Here is a 17793-nt window from a genome sequence, read left to right on the forward strand (position 1 = left end):
CGGCTCGTGACTTCCACGGCAACACTTCAGGCCTCCGCGGCCGGGACTCGGTGGCCCGCCCGACTCTGGGGCCTGTTGATCACCCTGTGCATCGTTCTGTTCCTCGACGGCCTCGACGTGTCGATGGTCGGCGTCGCGCTCCCCTCCATCGGCACCGAACTCGGCCTGGGCACCTCGACCCTGCAGTGGCTGATCAGTGGGTACGTGCTCGGATACGGTGGCCTGCTGCTGCTCGGCGGACGCACCGCCGATCTGCTCGGCCGCCGCAAGGTCTTCCTGATCGCGCTCGCGATCTTCGCGGTGGCCTCACTGGCCGGTGGCCTGGTCAGTTCCGGTCCGCTGCTGATCCTCACCCGTTTCATCAAGGGCCTGGCCGCGGCCTTCACCGCACCGACCGGCCTGTCGATCATCACCACCAACTTCGCCGAGGGCCCGGCCCGCAACAAGGCACTGTCCATCTACACCGTGTTCGGTGCGGGCGGATACTCCATGGGCCTGGTGTTCGGCGGCCTGATGACCGGATTCGGCTGGCGCTGGACCTTCCTGCTTCCGGTGCCGATCGCGCTGGCGGCCTTGGCCGCTGCCGCGATCCTGGTCCCGAGGGATAAGCCCGCCGAGGAGGGCGGACACGATCTGCTGGGCGCGCTGTTCTCCACCACCGCGATGCTGCTGCTGGTCTACACCGTGGTCTCGGCGCCCGAGGCCGGCTGGGGCTCGGCCCGCACGGTCGGTTCGTTCGCCGCGGTGCTGGCGTTGTTCGTGGCCTTCGTCGCGGTCGAGAACAGGGTGCGGCATCCGCTGGTCCGGCTCGGCATTCTGCGCAAGGTCTCGCTGGTGCGGGCCAGCCTGGTGATCGTCGCGGTCTTCGGCTCCTACGCCACCTGGCAGTTCATCGTGACGCTGTATATGCAGGACACCCTGGGCTGGTCCCCGCTGAAGCTGGCCATGGCGCTACTGCCGATAGGTCTGTTGGTGGCGTTGTCATCGATGTTCTCCGACAAACTGGTCGACCGGTTCGGCACCGGCCCGATCATCGCGGTCACCATGGTCGTGATGAGCATCGGCTACCTGCTGTTCCTGCGACTGACCACCGATCCGTCCTACTGGACGATCATCCTGCCCGCGGTGCTGCTGATCGGCATCGGCTGGATCGGCTTCCCCGCCATCAACATCCAGGCCACCAGCGGCATCGATGACGAGGAGCAGGGTCTGGCCGCGGGCGTACTGCAGACCTCGATGCAGGTCGGTGCGGCCATCGTGCTGGCGATCAATACCGCGATCGTCACCTCGGGCGGACACGGCGACGGTTCGCCCGCCGCGATGCTCGACACCTACAGGCCGGGTCTGATCTTCGCGGGCGTGGTCGCCATCGTGGGCGCCCTGGTCGCACTGACCCACTTCCTGCCCAAGCGCAAGACCACCGCGCCGGTGCTCGACACCGACGACGAGCGCGAGCTGGCCGCGGCCTGACGAGGCGACAACTGCGGTGTGCGAGGGGGATTCGCACACCGCGGTGTCGTCATATCCGCAGCGTGCGGATCGACGGCGCCGCGGCGTCCTTCGGGGAGCGCAGGAAGGTCAGGGGCCGCCCGTCCCGATCGACGGCCGGCCATTCGATGCCGACCTCCGGATCGAATGCGTCGATGCCGCGGTCGAATTCGGGGGAGTACTCGCTCGAGCACAGATAGACGACCGTCGAATCGTCCGCGAGCGACAGCAGCGCGTGCCCGAGCCCCTCGGCCAGGAAGACCGAGCGTCGATCCACCTCGTCGATGATCACGCTGTCCCACGCCCCGAAGGTCGGCGAGCCGGGACGCAGATCCACCACCACATCCACGAAAGCGCCCCGCGTGCAGGTCACATACTTCGCCTGGCCCGGCGGATCCTCGGTGTAATGGACGCCGCGCAGCACGCCCGCGGCCGAGGTGGAGGTGTTCACCTGCAGCAGATCGAACGGCCGGCCGACCGCCTTCTCGAACTCCGAGGCCTTGAAGGTCTCCGCGAAGATGCCGCGGTCATCGCCGCGCAGGACGGGCGTGAACTCCCAGGCCCCCGGCACCGCCAGCTCCCGAATGCGCATGTTCACCAATCCCGTCCGCGATCCAGTAGTCCCAGCAGGTACCTACCGTATCCGGAGCGCACCAGCGGTTCGGCCAACCGGGACAGCTGTTCGTCGTCGATATAGCCCATCCGCCACGCGACCTCCTCGGGCACGCCGATCTTCAGACCCTGCCGTTCCTCGATGGTGCGGACGTAGTTGGCCGCGTCGAGCAGCGAGTCGAAGGTGCCGGTGTCCAGCCACGCGGTGCCGCGGGCCAGCATGTCGACCTGGAGGCGGCCCTGGTCGAGATAGGTCCGGTTGATATCGGAGATCTCGTATTCGCCGCGGGCCGAGGGCCGCAGGCCGCGCGCGATCTCGACCACGTCGTTGTCGTAGAAGTACAGACCGGGAACCGCGTAGTTGGAGCGCGGCAGCTTGGGCTTCTCCTCGATGGAAATCGCCTTGCCGTCGGCGAATTCGATCACGCCGTACGCGGTCGGATCCGAGACCCAGTACGCGAAGACGGCGCCGCCGTCGAGGCCGTGGAATCGGCGCAGCCGGGTGCCGAGCCCCGGGCCGTGAAAGATGTTGTCGCCCAGTACGAGCGCCGCGGAGTCGGTGCCGATGTGATCGGCGCCCAGCACGAACGCCCGGGCCAGACCGTCCGGCTTCGGCTGCACCACATAGCTGATGTCCAGGCCGAACTGCGAGCCGTCGCCGAGCAGCCGGTGGAACGCCTCGGCGTCCTCCGGCGTGGTGATCACCAGGATGTCCCGGATGTCGGCCAGCATGAGGGTGGACAGCGGGTAGTACACCATCGGTTTGTCGTACACCGGGACCAGCTGCTTGCTCACCCCGCGCGTGATCGGATGCAATCGCGAACCAGTGCCGCCGGCCAGGATGATTCCGCGCATGAGACGCAAGTCTGCCAGTTGATCCGTGCCGGGGCACGGCGAGGTTCCGAAACGATCACAACGGGTTTGGCGGGACTCGATTCGACCGATATCTGTTGCGTAGGTCACTTTCCCATGGTGTTCTGACATGACGCCGTGAGAGATGTCAGCGCCGACATCGCCGCCGGTTTCTCGGCTGTGGATCGGCGCGCCGGGAGTGAGGCAGGTGCGCGATGGTGGCGATCCCGATCGGTGCGGCGGTATTCGAGTCCGATCCCGGTGTGGTGGTGAATCCGGATCGCCGCAGCGTGGCCTCCCAGGCACTGCTGCTGGCCTGCCGGGGCGTGGTCGGCCCGGTCATCCGGCGCTATCCGATACATCCCCAGACCATGCCGCTCGCCCGCCAGCTGGTCGACGGCCTCGCCTCGGTGCGGCGGCGCCCGCGCGGTGTCGAGCGAGAACAGGTGCGGCTGAGCGGCTTTCGCATGGAGATCATCCGCCCGGCCGGCGCCGGTCGCGCGCTGCGGCACGGCGCGGTGATGTACATGCACGGCGGCGGCTTCTTCCTGTGCGGCCTGGATTCGCATCGCCCGATCGCGGCGAGCCTCGCCCGCCGCACCGGGCTGCCGGTCGTGAACGTCGAATACCGCCAGCTGCCCGGCACTTCCATCGCCGGATCGATCGAGGACTGCCTGACCGCGTATCGCTGGCTGCTGCGCCGCGGCGCGGATCCGGCGCGCATCGTATTCGCCGGTGACTCCGCCGGTGGATATCTCACCTTCGCGACCGCGCTCCGCGCGATCGCGGCCGGACTGCCCGCGCCCGCGGGTCTGGTGGGTCTGTCGCCGCTGCTGGATCTGGACCACAAGGCCAAGCGCGGCTACGTGAATGTCGCCCGGGACGCCTACATTCCGATGTCGGCGATTCGGCAGATGGTCCGCTACGGCGCCGAGATCGACGGCCGCGTGGATCCGATGCTGTCCCCGGTGAACGGCCTCCTCGCCGGGCTGCCCCCGGCCCTGCTGATCGTGGGCGAGGACGAATTGCTGCGCTACGACTGCGAAGTGATGTCTCGTCGCCTCACCGCCGCCGGTGTTCCGCATTCCCTGGAACTGTGGCGCGGTCAGGTGCACGCCTTCATGAGCATCATGCCGAATCTGCCCGAAAGCCGGGCCGCCCTGGCCCGGGTCGCCCGCTTCGTCAGAGCCCGGGTGGAACCCGAATCCATGTCCCGCACAGCTTGATTCGAAGCACCCCCGTCCAGCATCGACTGAACGGGGGTGCTGTCCGATTTGCCCCGCCTGGGTAAACACTCGGAATCGGCTGTGTCCTTGCTGTGAGGATGCGATAGAGTTCGTCGTCGACAACGGATCTGTCCGACCCGAGACCGAGTGAGGTGAGCATGCCGCGGCCCGACACGGCAGAACCCGCCCGGTACACGGCCGGACGGGTTCTGGATCGCTGCGCCGGAAGTCGTTCGGCGCGAAGCGGTTTACTTCGGGGCGGGCGCCGGCGGGAACTGCGGGTTGGTGCAGAACGCGCCGGGGGTGGTGCAGGGCGCCAGGATGGTGGAGAAGTACTGGAAGGCCGCGAAGGCCAGCAGCGGGCCACCGACCAGGATCAGTCCGCCGACCGCACCGACGGGCGCCGCGATGGCCGCGCCGGCAAGGCAGCCTGCGATCCCAGCGGGCAGCGCGGCCAGCAGGAAGGTGACGGCTCCACCGGCCGCCGCACCGAGTCCGGCGCCGATCAGGCAACCCGCGACGCCACCGACGATGGCGCCGAGCACGGCGCTGGTGAAGCTCGAGATCGTGGCACGGCTACCGAAAGCCGACAGCGCCTGCTGATCACGCGGGCTGAACGACTCGTCGACCGGCTTCAGCACGCTCGACATCGGCACATTGCTCATCTGCGAGACCGGATCCGCGACCTGGGTGCCCTCGGTGAGCTGCGGGGTCAGCGTCGCCTTCGTACCGTCGATCGTCGCGGCGATCGGGAACGCCACGTTATCCATGCGGTAGGTGAGTGGCAGTTCCGCCGCCACACCACCGGTGCTGTCACGCAGTTCCAGCTGGTTGCCGTCGACGACGAACTTTCCGTCGGTGGTGTCCAGCACGGCCGAAGCGCCTTCGCGGGCCACCGTGTAGTGCACTTCCTGCTGGTTGACCTGCTCCACATCGGGCCCGGGCGCCGCACCTGCGACACCGGCGGTCACGCCGACGGACACCACGGTGAAAACCACCGCGGCGGCCAGTTTCCTCATCTTCATTATTCTCGAGTCCTTCATGCGTTGAGTAGTGAAGCCCTATCGGGAGTCGGTCTTCACTCGCGGTAAATCTCAGGGGGGACGTGCAGAATCGAAATCCAGGCCAGATAACGACCGGTGAACCTGCCGCGTCAGCTTATTCAGACTTTGTTCACTGCTCAAGTCTTGTGGTCTGCCAGATCCTGGAAACGTACAGTCCGAGTGCAGTTTTCGGGCATCAACCAGACCGAAAGTCGGTAGCACGGGTGTAGGTAGTGTGATGAATATCACACTTAAGAACGGCTTTTGCAACCATCCGGAAGTACCCATCGCATAGTAATGCCGGACAGTCGTTTTTGCCCGTTTTACTCCGATTTCACCAGTCTGCTCGAAACGCTTTCGCCGCACTGCGGGCGCCCGATAGGGTTGATGATCGTGCGACTTCTCGTAACCGGCGGTGCCGGATTCATCGGCGCCAACTTCGTTCATCAAACCGTGGCGGAACGGCCCGAGGTCGGGGTCGTTGTGCTGGATGCACTGACCTACGCGGGAAATCGGTCCTCATTGGATGCGGTCGACGATCGAATCGAGTTCGTGCGCGGCGATATCGCGGATCTGGAGCTGGTCGATCGGCTTGTCGCGGGAGTGGACGCGGTCGTGCACTTCGCCGCCGAATCACATAACGATAACTCGCTGGCCCGGCCGTGGCCGTTCGTGCAGACCAATATCGTCGGCACGTATTCGCTGCTGGAGGCGGTACGCCGGCACGATGTGCGCTACCACCACATCTCCACCGATGAGGTGTACGGCGACCTCGAGGCCGACGATCCGGCCTTCACCGAGGCCACCCCCTACAACCCGTCGAGTCCCTACTCCGCGACCAAGGCGTCCAGCGATCTGCTGGTGCGGGCCTGGGTGCGCTCGTTCGGCGTGCGCGCGACGATCTCCAACTGCAGCAACAACTACGGGCCGTATCAACATGTGGAGAAGTTCATCCCGCGCCAGATCACCAATCTCATCGATGGCATCCGCCCCCGGCTGTACGGCGCGGGTCATCAGGTGCGCGATTGGATCCACGTCGACGATCACAACCGTGCGGTGTGGACGATTCTGGAGCACGGCCGGATCGGCCGGACCTATCTGATCGGCGCGAACGGCGAACTCGACAACAAGTCCGTGGTCCGCCTCATCCTGTCCGAATTCGGCCGCGACCCCGACGATTTCGACCATGTCACCGACCGGCCCGGCCATGACCAGCGCTACGCGATCGACGCGACCGTGCTCCGCACCGAACTCGGCTGGGCCCCGGGCTATTCCGATTTCCGCACCGGCCTGGCCGCTACCATCCGCTGGTACCGCGAGAACGAGAACTGGTGGCGCCCACAGAAGGACGCCACCGAACGCGCCTACGCCGCGGCGGGCGAAACGGTTCTCTAACCCCAGACGAGGTAGTGGTACTTCAGCACCGCGGCCGTCAGGGCGACCACCGTCGCCACCACCACCGTGATCGCCGGTCCCCGGACCGGCGTCACGCCGCGAACGGTGCTCAGCCGCAACGGCATCCATCGCAGTAGCACCGCGAATCCCACCACGGCCAGCGGCACGAAGTACCGCCCCTGCACGCCGTCGATCAGGTAGTAGTTCACCGGCGAGAACGACATGTACAGCGTCACATAGATCATGGCGACACTGGCCAGCAGCGTCAGCGCGACGATCGCCGTGCGCCATCGCGGCGTCGAGAACCGTTCGGCGACACCGGCACTCACCGCGAAGGCGAGCACGCAGGCCAGGATCGTCAGCGCCGGAACGTCGATATAGGCGAAGCCGAGCTCACCGAAGAACTGGGTGAACCAGCGCTGATCGCGATACCAGATGCTGTCGGTGAAGACGTTCAGGAAATGCACCGGATCGCCGAGGATGTCGTGCAGCTGATCGCCCGGCCGCACCGAATGCCATTGCGGCGGAGGCCGCATCAGGCCCATACCGTCGCCGGTCGGCGCGGCGATCTTCATCCACGCCGCGAACAGTCCGGCGCCCACCGCCGCGCACAGCCACGGCAGCCAGCGCAGCCATCGGCCGAATCGGTACTGCCGCGCGGGAATCAGCACCATGAGCATGGCCAGCAGCACATAGGTCGGCTTGCTGAGCGGCAACGCGATGGTCGCGATCAGCGCCGCCGCGGTCTCGAGCCGGGACAGTTCGGCGCCCAGGAACAGTCCCTTCACCAGCAGGCAGGACACCAGGATCGCGAGCGCGTTGGTCATGGTGTCGGCGGTGACCGTCCCGGACTGGAACAGCGCGATCGGCAGCACCGCCACCGTGAACGCCAGCCACTGCACCCGATAGCCGCGCAGCGCGCGCAGGGCGAAGCCGACGATCAGCAGATAGGCGAGCAGGCCCGCGAGCCGGGTGAGCTCCAGCGTCGCGCCGACGTCCAGATCCAATGCCTGCGCCAGCCGAATGCCCACGGCCGCGGGTACATACGGGACGGGCGAATAGGCGGCGGTATTGGTGAACCACACCGGCTTGGTCACCGAGGTGACCGGCGCCGCGCCGAGCAGGTCGTAGGCGGCGGGATTGTCCACCATCGGCTTGGGCTCGCCCGGATTGTGGGTGTAGTCGTCGAAGGCGTAGGTCATCAACCCGTCGACGCTCAACGGGACGTCGCCGCCGTAGGAGACGCCGCGATCGTCGGCGATCCGATGCGGGGTGAAGCCGCCGTGCGCCACCTGGAAGGCCCGGCCGAACTGAGTGATCTCGTCATGTCCCCAGAACGCCGGGGTCAGTACCGAGAAGATCGCGCCGAAGACGCCCGCGACCACGACGAAGGCGATCGCGCCCAGCCCGAGGTGGCGTTGGATCCAGCATCCGATCCGGGCGGGAAGCGCTGGGGCGGAGCCGGATTCGGCCGAGGGTTCGGCGAGAGCGGGAGACGGTTCGGTGGTCTCCCGCTCGGCCTGAGCCGTCATCAGTTGGCCTGTCCGACCCGGTCGGGAGCCGTGGCTCCCACGGCGGAGTAGCGCAGATACATCAGGCGCGCGGCCTCATGGCGGGAGCGGCGGATGCCGTCCAGAATGAGGCCCGCGGTCCAGGCCAGGCTGCCCAGTAGCAACAGCGTGAAGGCGAGGAACAGCGTCGGGAACCGCGGCACCTGGTGAATCTCGTAGAACTCCACCACGATCGGCACGGTCAGGATCACCGAGACCAGCCAGGCGAGCGTGCCGAACAGGCCGTAGAACGCCACCGGCCGCTCATGCCGGGCCAGGCCGATGATCAGCGCGAGAATCTTCAAACCGTCGTGGTAAGTGCGCAGTTTGCTCTCGCTGCCCGCGGGGCGATCCCGGAAACCGACGGGCACCTGGGTCCGCGGCACCCGCAGATGCAGCGAATGCACGGTCAGCTCGGTCTCGATCTCGAATTCGCGTGAGACGGCAGGGAAGCTCTTCACGAACCGCCGGGAGAACACACGGTAGCCCGACAGCATGTCCTCGACATTCTCGCCGAACACCTTGCCGACCACGCCGTTGAGCACCTTGTTGCCGGTCTCGTGGCCGGTGCGGTAGGCCTGTGCGCCCACGTCCTGTTTGCGCACGCCCAGCACGTGGTCGTACGGACCCTCCAGCAGGGTCTTGATCATCAGCGGTGCGGCGAAGGCATCGTAGGTGTCGTCGCCATCGATCATCAGATAGACGTCCGCCTCGATATCGGCGAACGCCCGGCGCACGACATTGCCCTTGCCCTTGGTGGTTTCGGTGCGCACGATCGCCCCGGCCTCGCGGGCCCGGTCGGCGGTCGCGTCGGTACTGAGGTTGTCGTAGACGTAGACGACGATGCCCGGCACGGCTGCCTCGAGGTCCTTCACGACCTTGGCGACCGCGGCCTCCTCGTTGTGGCAGGGCACCACTGCGGCGATACGAAGTTCGGTGGGGTCCACCCCGTCAATCCCTCATTGTTTTCGAACCGGACGGTGAAATTGCGAACACCGGGAGGGTACAGGGGAGCGCGGCCGAGCCGCCGGGGAACCCTCACGTGTCTATTACCCACTTCCCCGCTTCCTGCCCCCTCGAGTACTCGGTTCGTTCCTCCTCGGGTAGCCGGTTCGTCCCCCCTCGAGTACCCGGTTCGTCCCCCCTCGAGTACCCGGCATGCTCTTCGCCGGGTACGGTCGCCCGGTGGCCAGCAGCGAGATCACGATCGAGGAGGGTGCGCCCGCCGAGGCGTCTCTGTTCGACAAGGTCGTGACCGCCTTTCGCAAGGGCGGGGCCTTCCTCGCGGTCGGGGCCGTCGGCTTCCTCGTCGACGCCGGGACCTACAACCTGCTGGTATTCGTGGGTGGCGAGGGCCCGCTGTACCACGCGCCGCTACTCGCCAAGATCATCGCGATCGGCGTGGCCACGATCGTCACCTACTTCGGCAACAAATGGTGGACCTTCGCGCACAAGAAGGGCGGCAGCGCGGCGCGGGAATACCTGCTCTACGCGGTGTTCAATGTGGTCGCCATCGGCCTGCAACTGGGCTGCCTGGGTTTCTCCCGGTATGTGCTGCATCTGTCGACGCCGTTGTCGGACAACATCTCGGGCACGCTGATCGGCCAGATCGTGGCGGTGCTGTTCCGCTACTGGGCCTATGACAAGTTCGTATTCACGGGCGCGACCACTCGCGATGCCCGCGGGTGAGGGCATTGATATTCTCAGCCGGCCGCGCATAGCGGACCATCCCGTTCGCCGGCTTTCGATCATCGAGGGATTACGAGGGATTCCGATATGGACCAGTCGGCTGGCCAGGCCGTGACCGCAGAGAACGACCGGCGTCTCGCCGACCCCGCACCCGCCGCATTGCGCGGTGACCACCAGGCGCCCGAGCGCCTGGTGCTGGCGCGCGGCATCTTCACCGGCCCGTCCCCGAAGATCAGCGACGAACTGTATGCGGTGGTCAAGGGCCGTGCGCATCGCGAGCGGCTCGGTCTGCGGCTGGACAAGGGCGCGCGCGGACATACCAACACCTACTTCGGCCGGTTCGCGGCCAGCTACTGGCAGCGCTGGACCACGGTCACCGAGATCGAGGTCGCGATGACCCTCGAGCTGGGCGGCCTGGCGCGAATTCGGTTGGCGGCCTCCGATATCGCCGGGCACCGCCGCATCATCGACAGCGTCGACGTGCGCGCCGACGGCCGCGTGGTGCTGCGGGCGCCGCTGGATCAGTACGTCGACGGCGGCGCGCTGTGGCTCGAATTCGATGCCGTCGGTGGCGATCTCGCGATCAGCGAACTGGCCTGGACGGCGACCGCGCCGGATCATGTTCGGCCCGTTGCCATTGCGATCTGCACCTTCAACCGTGCCGAGGACTGCGCGCATACGGTCGCGGCACTGGCCTCGGATCCGACCGTGCTGGCCGCGATCGATGCGGTGTACGTGGTCGATCAGGGCACCGATCTGGTCGAGAACCGGCCGCTGTTCCAGGAGACCGTGCCGAAGTTCGGCGATAAGCTGCGGTATCTGCGGCAGCCGAATCTCGGTGGGGCGGGCGGATTCACGCGCGGGCTCTACGAGGTCTCCGCGGCCAACGAGCACGCCGACGTCATCCTGATGGACGACGACATCCTCTGCGAGCCCGAAACGGTGATCCGGCTCAACGCCTTCGCCAACATGACCGTGGAACCGACGCTGGTCGGCGCGCAGATGCTGTTCCTGCTCAACCCCGATTACCTCAACGTCGGTGCCGAGGAGACCGATCTGGCCATCCTGCGGCACGGCCAGAAGGTGTCGAAGGCGTTGCGCAACACCAGCATGCTCAAGAAGCATCAGGAGCGCCGCGTCGACGCGGGCTACAACGCCTGGTGGACCTGCCTGATCCCGGCCGAGGTGGTCGCCCGGATCGGGCTGCCGATCCCGATCTTCTTCCAGTGGGACGATGTCGAATACGGTCTGCGCGCCCGCGAACACGGCTTCGTGACCGTGACCCTGCCGGGTGCGGCGGTCTGGCATGCGGACTTCTACTGGAAGGATTTCGACGACTGGGCGCGCTACTTCTCCTCGCGCAACTCCCTGATCGTCTCCTCGCTGCATACCGATCTGGACCCGAAGGCCATTACCCGCCAGCTGTTCCGGGAGATCACCGAGATGCTGGTGGCCATGCAGTACGGCCTGGCGCACACCACACTGCAGGGCATCGAGGACTATCTGCGCGGTCCGAAGGCGTTGCAGGACGGCGGTATCGCCGCGTTGGCGGCCGCGCGCGGCACCCGCGGCGACTACTCCGAGACGATCAAACATCCGGCCGCGACCGCGCCGATCCACAACGCGGACATCCGGATCGGCCGCGCCAACGGCGAGCCCAGCCGCCCGCTGCTGGTCCTGATCAAGCGCGCGATCACGCAGTGGACCGGTCGCGTCCAGCCCGGCCTGGTCGGCATCACCCGCGAGGACGCCTACTGGTGGCATGTCTCGCTGTTCGACCACGTCATCGTCACCGACGCCTCGCAATCCGGCGTGCGAATCCGGCGGCGCGACAAGGCCCGGGCCCGCGCCCTGCTGCTGCGCACCTGGCGCGTGCTGCGCCGGCTGCGCCGCGAGCTGCCGACCCTGACCCGCCAGTACCGCGCGGCCATGCCCGAACTCACCAGCCGCGCGAATTGGGAACGGCTCTACGGGATTTCGCCCGACTCCAGGCCGGAGTGATTCAGCGCCCGGCCGTGAGCAGCGTCCGGGCGGCCGCGGCCACCTCGCCGGCCAGCCAGGGCGGCAGCGCCCGGCCGCGGGCGTGGCGACGCAGCACGGCATACGGTAGGTCGACGACGGCCAGGACCACTCGATCGACGGTCTGTTCGTCATCGACGCCGTACAGCTGATCGGTCAGGACGTGCACCCGCTCGATCAGGGGCGCGTTCATGCGGTCCAGGCGTTCGCGCATGCGGGGATCGGGTGCGCCGTCGAGCAGATCGCCCGGGCGTAACTCGAGCAGCAGCCGGGCGTCCTCGGGCAGGTCGCGGCCGAATTCGATGGTGGCCGCGGCCATTGCGACGGCCGCCTCGACGGGATCGGGTTCGTCGGCGGCCGCGAGGGCGCGCTGCTGGAACCGGTCCAGGGCCCGAATCCACGTCTCGACCACGACACCGTTGCGGTTGCCGAAGCGGTGATAGAGCGTGCCGACCGGGGCGCCGCTGGCCGCGGCGATGGCCGACACACTGGCCGCCCGCGGACCCTCGCGCAGCACCAGGGCGCGGGCGGCGTCGAGGATCACGTCGGTGTCGTGCTTACGCGGCGGAGCCATATCCCGGTGCGTTCCTTCTGGAGCGGTTGTCCCATATCGGCCGACATTCGAGGATAGTCGCCGCGGATCGGGAACCGCGGAAGGGACTCAGAGAAACAGATCGGTGGTGAGCGGGCCGTCGCCCGGCGTCACGCGGTACTTGTCCAGATCCGTGATCCCGTGTGCCGCAAGGACATCGTCATCGATGAAGAAGTTGCCACTGGTGTCCTTCGCGGGCGAGGTCAGGACCAGATACGCGGCATCGGCGTAGATATCGGGGGTGCGGGAGGTGGAGACCATCTCGTCGCCGCCGAGCAGATTGCGCACCGCCGCGGTCGCGATGGTGGTGCGCGGCCACAGCGAGTTCACGCCGATGCCGTACTTGCGCAGCTCCTCGGCCAAACCCAAAGTGGTGAGCGACATTCCGTACTTGGCGATGGTGTAGCCCAGTGACTGTCCGGCCCATTTCGGATCCAGATTCAACGGCGGCGACAGGGTCAGGATATGCGGATCGCGCCCGGCCTGCGCGGACTCCTTCAACGCGGGGATGCTCAGCTTGGACAGCAGGAAGCTGCCGCGGGCGTTGATGTCCTGCATCAGGTCGTACTTCTTCATCGGCAGCAGCTCGGTGGGCGAGATATCGATGGCCGAGGCGTTGTTGACGACGATATCGATGCCGCCGAACCGCTCGACCGTCTCGCGCACCGCGGTGGCGACCGCATCGTCGTCGCGCACATCGCCGACGAACTTGTGCACCGTGCCGCCGGCCTGCTCGAGCTCCGCCGCCGCGGTGTGGATGGTGCCTGGCAGTTTGGGATGCGGGGTGTCGGTCTTCGCGATCAGCGTGATGTTGGCCCCGTCCGCCGCGGCCCGCTTGGCGATCTCGAGTCCGATCCCGCGGCTGCCGCCCGACATGATCATGGTCCGCCCGGCCAGCGGCTTGGCTGTTTCGGTCATAGCGCTACTCCCGTCTGTGGCAACTACCCCCGATATGCAGGCTAGGCGACACGATGCATGTTATGCAATCAGTTGCATAGTGGGTCGATTACGCTGCGAGAGATCGTGTCCATCCGGAACGTTCGCGGCCACGAATCATGAGTATTGCGAGAATCGTGGCCGGCGGAAGAGGGTAGGGATGCGTCGGATCGGAGTGCTGCTCGCGGCGGCGCTGTGTGTTCTCGCCCCGGGCGTGTCGCTACCCGCGGCGGGGGCCGCCGAACGGCAACTGTTGTATCCGGGTTCGGGCTACTATCCGCGACTGATCCGGCTCGCGCACAATGGCGAGGACAACGGGACGATCGTCGCGAGCGTCAATACGCTCGAACAGACGGGCAAGATTCTGATCAGCACCGACGCTGGTGAGACCTTCACCGAACGGGCCACGATCGTCGATCCGCTCGCGGCCGACGGCGGACAGCTGTGCTGCTCATCGCTGTACGAGCTGCCCACCGCCGTGGGCGATCTGCCCGCGGGCACGCTGCTGTGGGCCGACACCACCTTTCACGACGATGCGCTGGAGGTCTACCGGCGTGCCGAGCAAAAGCTCTGGGCCAGTAGCGATCTCGGCGCCACCTGGCACTACGTCTCCACCATCGCGACCGCCTCCACCACGATCAACCTCACCGGCCGGGGCCCGCAGCTGCCGAGCGCCTGGGAGCCGAGCCTGTCCATGGCCGCCGACGGGCAGCTGGTGGCGTTCTACTCCGACGAGACCGACACGTTCCAGCACAGCCAGAAGCTGATGCAGGTGCGGACGCCGGACGCGGTGAACTGGGTGAACCGGTCCGAGACGGTGGTGAGCGACGCCTGGCCCGTGCGCCCGGGCATGGCCAATGCCGTTCGGCTGCCGGACGGTTCGTATCTGCTGACCTACGAGATCTGCAATTCCGACAAGGTGCATCAGTGCCTCGCGTACTTCCGGCGCTCCGCCGACGGCTGGAACTTCGGGGATCCGCGCTTCCTCGGCGCCGCCGTCCGCACCGGACCCGACGGCGGCTACACCCAGCACGCCCCGTTCCCGGCGTGGAGTCGGGGCCCGGGGCCGGGCGGCAGCATTCTGCTGTCGGGTCAGATCGTCTCGGCCGTGGACGGCTCGCCCGAACCCGGTAACGGGAAGGTCATCCTGGCCGACGACGATCCGGGCGTCGGCGCGTGGTACGAGATCGCCGCCCCGGTTCAGGTGCCCGACGCGGCCGACAACCCCTGTCCGAACTACAGTTCCGCGCTGCTGCCCTCGGTCGATGGCCGCTCCCTGCTCGAGGCGGCCACCGACTTCGACGGCACCGTATGCCGCGTCTACTACGCCACGGGCCCGCTTCGGTCCGCGCCCGCGGCGACGGACAACTGAACTACCGTCGCCGCGACTGCTTCTCGCGGTAGGCCCAGCGCTGCGACCGTTCGATGGTCTTCCACACCCGCAGCCGCTCGGCCCGCAGCCGGGCGTCGGTGCGCGCGGCCAGCCATTCGTTCTCGCGCTGGAGCTTGCGGTAACTGTCGAGGCGGCGCTGGGGTAGTGCACCGGAGTCGACGGCCGCCAGTACCGCGCAGCCCGGTTCGCTGTCATGTCCGCAATCGGCGAAACGGCATGCGGCGGCGAAGGATTCGATATCGCTGAAGGTGCGCTCCAGTCCCTCGGCGGCCGCCCACAGGCCGACCGAGCGCAGGCCCGGGGTATCGATGAGGGTGCCGCCGCCGGGCAGCGGCCTCAGCTCGCGGTGCACCGTGGTGTGGCGTCCGCGCTTATCCCCGGCGCGAACCTCGTCGGTGGCGAACACCTCCGCGCCGAGCAGCGCATTGGCCAGCGTCGACTTGCCCGCGCCCGAGGGGCCGAGCAGTGCGACCGTACCGTCGAGCACCGCGGTCAGCACGTCCATACCCGATCCGGTGCTCGCGCTCACGGCGAGCGTGGTGGCGCCCGGCGCGGCCGCGCGCACGGCGTCGATCGGAATATCAACGGCCAGATCGGCTTTCGTCAGCACGACCACCGGCTGCGCGCCGGATTCCCAGGCCAGAGCCAACATTCGCTCGATACGACCCAGATCGACGTCACCGTCGGCGGCGGTGCATATCAGCACCGTGTCGACATTCGCGGCCAGCACCTGTGCCTCGGACCGTCCGGACACCGTGGCGCGCGCGATCGCGGTGCGGCGCGGAAGGAGTTGCCGCACGGTCATTTCGGCATCGAGTGCCACCCAGTCGCCGGTACACAGGCCGCCGACGTTGGTATCCGCCCGCGGGCAGCGAGCGCGTCCGACACCTGTGGGTGTGGCGACGTCGCACTCGCTGCGATCCATTCGGATGACGCGGGCCGGGACCCAGCCGGTGTCGTGCAGCCCTGCGTACTCAGCGGAAACGGCTGCGGTCCAGCCGTAGGGGACTAGTCGGTCGAAATCGACCATGATGGGGAGCCGTCTTTCGTCGGGGCACCGGGCCCGGACGCGGGCTCAGTGCATCGGTGAGAAGGTGGAAGTACATATGGCGGCGCGACTTTCGTCTCCCAGTCGCTGCCGAACCGGCACAACCCGAATGTTGCCCTGCACGTACTCCACCTCCTTCGACCTTCCGACGCTTACCGTCTGTGTCTGAATACAACGATGACAGCCCGCCGCGCGGACCGCAATCCATTTTCCGTGGGGCGGATCTAGTCCGGCTTGTGGAACTGTTCGCGCCGCCCGAGCCGCCGCAGCCGCAGCCATTCCGCCAGTCCGGCCGGATCCCGTTGCTGTACAAGGAAGAACCAGGAGAAGCGGGCCCACTCCTGGGGCAGCAGCTTGCGCATACCGGGCTGCGACATCAGGTAGCCGCGGTTGCGATAGGTGAAGTAGCGCTTGACCGGATCGTCCGGATACTGGGTATGCATGCGCCCGCCCAGGATCGGCTTGAATTCGGCCGAACCATTGGGATGCAGATAGGCCGTCTGCAGGCAGGTGCCGAACGGCAGGCCCGAGCGCACCAGGCGGCGATGCACCTCGACCTCGTCGCCGCGCACGAACAGCCGCAGATCCGGGACACCGATCACATCCACCGCGGCGGCGGAGATCAGCGCGCCGTTGAACAGCGAGGCGATGCCGGGCAGGAAGTCCTCGTCACCCAGTTCCGAGCGCAGCCGCCGCCACACCACCCCGCGCCGCAGCGGGAAGGCCAGCCGATCCGGATCGTCGATATCGGCGACCACCGGCGAGACCTCCGCCAGCCCGTGCCGCTTGGCGCAATCCACCAGCGTCGCAAGCACTTCCGGACCCTCGGGGCGGCCGTCGTCGTCGGCCAGCCAGACCCAGTCCGCGCCCAGGGTCAGCGCGTGCAGGATGCCCAGCGCGAAACCGCCCGCGCCGCCGAGATTGTGCTCCGAACCCAGATAGGTCGATTCGATCGGCTGCTGCCCGACCAGCTCGCGCACCTCGGGCTCGTTGGCATTGTCGACCACGATCAGATGATCGACCGGACGGGTCTGGGCGGACAGCACCTTCAGCGATTCGGCCAGCAGTTCCCGGCGTTTGTGGGTGACGACCACCGCGATGATCTTGGCCGTTCCGCCGTATTCGGTCATGCGGAGTTACGCTCCAGTTCCCGTTCCTTTTCCAGCTCGCGCTGGATCTGCGCGACATGGTCCCCGGCCTCGGGCCCCTCATAGGCCCGCACGACGTCCTCGATCCCGCCCTGCATCTTCAACTGCCCGTGATCGATCCACATCGCGGTATCGCAGAGCTGGGCGAGGAATTCGTTGGAATGGCTGCAGAACACCAGGATTCCCGAGCGCGCGACGAGATCGCGTAGCCGGTGCCGGGCCTTCTTCATGAATTCCGCGTCGACCGCGCCGATGCCCTCGTCGAGCAGCAGGATTTCCGGATCGATCGAGGTCACCACGCCCATGGCCAGGCGCACTCGCATACCGGTGGAGTAGGTGCGCAGCGGCATATTGAGGTATTCGCCCAATTCGGTGAAATCGGCGATCTCGTCGACCTTGGCCATCATCTGCTTGCGGGTCTGCCCGAGGAACAGGCCGCGGATGATGATGTTCTCGTAGCCGGAGATCTCCGGATCCATGCCGACGCCGAGATCGAATACCGGCGCCACCCGCCCGGTCACCCGCGCGCTGCCCCGAGTCGGTTCGTAGATACCCGAAAGCAGCCGCAGCAGAGTCGATTTCCCCGCGCCGTTGTGGCCGACCAGGCCGACCCGATCGCCTTCCTTCAGCGACAGGGTGATATCGCGCAGCGCCTCGACGACCACGACATCGGACTTGTTGCGTCCGATCGAGCCGCCCGCCTTGCCGAGAAAGGCCTTCTTCAACGACCGCGATTTCGCGTCGAAGATCGGAAACTCCACCCAGGCGTTGTGGGTTTCGATACTCACGTGGTCGGTCATCG

16 protein-coding genes are annotated in these 17793 nt (G+C 67.0%); 6 read left to right on the forward strand and 10 right to left on the reverse strand.

Annotated elements, in window-relative coordinates:
* The first annotated feature begins 6 nt into the window (after positions 1 to 6).
* Positions 7 to 1470 carry an MFS transporter gene (locus ACIA76_RS15695; RefSeq protein ID WP_397152471.1) on the forward strand — a complete coding sequence of 488 codons (1464 nt, stop codon included), beginning with the start codon at positions 7 to 9 and terminating at the stop codon, positions 1468 to 1470.
* A 49-nt stretch (positions 1471 to 1519) separates the two neighbouring features.
* Here the strand turns inward: ACIA76_RS15695 and ACIA76_RS15700 are convergent, their stop codons facing one another.
* Together ACIA76_RS15700 and rfbA are read right to left on the reverse strand one after the other, a co-directional pair.
* Entirely contained in the window at positions 1520 to 2080 is a 561-nt protein-coding gene (locus ACIA76_RS15700) for a dTDP-4-dehydrorhamnose 3,5-epimerase family protein (RefSeq protein WP_397152472.1), read from the reverse strand.
* Positions 2081 to 2082: 2 nt separating this feature from the next.
* Entirely contained in the window at positions 2083 to 2955 is an 873-nt protein-coding gene (rfbA, locus tag ACIA76_RS15705; RefSeq protein WP_397152473.1) for a glucose-1-phosphate thymidylyltransferase RfbA, read from the reverse strand.
* A 212-nt stretch (positions 2956 to 3167) separates the two neighbouring features.
* Here rfbA and ACIA76_RS15710 point away from each other — a divergent pair, with 212 nt between their 5' ends.
* A complete protein-coding gene (locus ACIA76_RS15710) occupies positions 3168 to 4178 on the forward strand; it encodes an alpha/beta hydrolase (RefSeq protein WP_397152474.1) in 1011 nt (336 codons plus the stop codon).
* Positions 4179 to 4426: 248 nt separating this feature from the next.
* Here ACIA76_RS15710 and ACIA76_RS15715 read toward each other — a convergent pair whose 3' ends face one another.
* On the reverse strand, positions 4427 to 5197 hold the full coding sequence (locus ACIA76_RS15715; RefSeq protein ID WP_397152475.1) for a hypothetical protein: 771 nt from the start codon (positions 5195 to 5197) through the stop codon (positions 4427 to 4429).
* Between the two features lie 417 nt (positions 5198 to 5614).
* Between ACIA76_RS15715 and rfbB the strand changes: the two genes are divergently transcribed.
* Entirely contained in the window at positions 5615 to 6616 is a 1002-nt protein-coding gene (gene rfbB / locus ACIA76_RS15720) for a dTDP-glucose 4,6-dehydratase (protein ID WP_397152476.1), read from the forward strand.
* On the opposite strand, the gene ACIA76_RS15725 is transcribed toward rfbB, so the two are convergent.
* Together ACIA76_RS15725 and ACIA76_RS15730 are read right to left on the reverse strand one after the other, a co-directional pair.
* Positions 6613 to 8148 (reverse strand): DUF2142 domain-containing protein, encoded by a 1536-nt coding sequence (locus tag ACIA76_RS15725; protein WP_397152477.1) that lies wholly within the window; start codon positions 8146 to 8148, stop codon positions 6613 to 6615. The genes rfbB and ACIA76_RS15725 overlap by 4 nt on opposite strands.
* On the reverse strand, positions 8148 to 9113 hold the full coding sequence (locus ACIA76_RS15730; protein ID WP_397152478.1) for a glycosyltransferase: 966 nt from the start codon (positions 9111 to 9113) through the stop codon (positions 8148 to 8150). The genes ACIA76_RS15725 and ACIA76_RS15730 overlap by 1 nt, the downstream gene beginning before the upstream one ends.
* A 238-nt stretch (positions 9114 to 9351) precedes the next feature.
* Here ACIA76_RS15730 and ACIA76_RS15735 point away from each other — a divergent pair, with 238 nt between their 5' ends.
* Together ACIA76_RS15735 and ACIA76_RS15740 are read left to right on the forward strand one after the other, a co-directional pair.
* The gene (locus ACIA76_RS15735; protein ID WP_397152479.1) at positions 9352 to 9855 is read left to right on the forward strand and encodes a GtrA family protein; all 504 of its coding nucleotides are present in this window, start codon (positions 9352 to 9354) and stop codon (positions 9853 to 9855) included.
* An 87-nt stretch (positions 9856 to 9942) separates the two neighbouring features.
* Complete coding sequence (locus tag ACIA76_RS15740; protein WP_397152480.1) at positions 9943 to 11856, forward strand: glycosyltransferase; 1914 nt, start codon at positions 9943 to 9945, stop codon at positions 11854 to 11856.
* 1 nt (position 11857) lies between these two features.
* Here ACIA76_RS15740 and ACIA76_RS15745 read toward each other — a convergent pair whose 3' ends face one another.
* Both ACIA76_RS15745 and ACIA76_RS15750 read right to left on the reverse strand, forming a co-directional pair.
* The gene (locus ACIA76_RS15745) at positions 11858 to 12448 is read right to left on the reverse strand and encodes a TetR/AcrR family transcriptional regulator (protein WP_397152481.1); all 591 of its coding nucleotides are present in this window, start codon (positions 12446 to 12448) and stop codon (positions 11858 to 11860) included.
* Between the two features lie 87 nt (positions 12449 to 12535).
* Positions 12536 to 13384, reverse strand: a complete 849-nt coding sequence (locus tag ACIA76_RS15750; protein ID WP_397152482.1) for an SDR family oxidoreductase — start codon at positions 13382 to 13384, stop codon at positions 12536 to 12538.
* 178 nt (positions 13385 to 13562) lie between these two features.
* On the opposite strand from ACIA76_RS15750, the gene ACIA76_RS15755 reads away from it, so the two are divergent.
* Positions 13563 to 14774 carry a sialidase family protein gene (locus ACIA76_RS15755; RefSeq protein ID WP_397152483.1) on the forward strand — a complete coding sequence of 404 codons (1212 nt, stop codon included), beginning with the start codon at positions 13563 to 13565 and terminating at the stop codon, positions 14772 to 14774.
* 1 nt (position 14775) lies between these two features.
* Here ACIA76_RS15755 and rsgA read toward each other — a convergent pair whose 3' ends face one another.
* The 3 genes from rsgA to ACIA76_RS15770 form a co-directional block, all read right to left on the reverse strand.
* Positions 14776 to 15825: a ribosome small subunit-dependent GTPase A gene (gene rsgA, locus ACIA76_RS15760; protein ID WP_397152484.1), complete on the reverse strand. Its 1050-nt coding sequence runs from the start codon at positions 15823 to 15825 to the stop codon at positions 14776 to 14778.
* A 242-nt stretch (positions 15826 to 16067) separates the two neighbouring features.
* Entirely contained in the window at positions 16068 to 16973 is a 906-nt protein-coding gene (locus ACIA76_RS15765) for a glycosyltransferase (protein ID WP_397152485.1), read from the reverse strand.
* A complete protein-coding gene (locus tag ACIA76_RS15770) occupies positions 16970 to 17791 on the reverse strand; it encodes an ABC transporter ATP-binding protein (protein ID WP_397152486.1) in 822 nt (273 codons plus the stop codon). Before ACIA76_RS15770 ends, ACIA76_RS15765 begins: the two co-directional genes overlap by 4 nt.
* Positions 17792 to 17793 lie beyond the last annotated feature (2 nt).

This window comes from Nocardia sp. NPDC051570 (assembly GCF_044454005.1).
In the GTDB taxonomy this organism is placed as follows: domain Bacteria; phylum Actinomycetota; class Actinomycetes; order Mycobacteriales; family Mycobacteriaceae; genus Nocardia.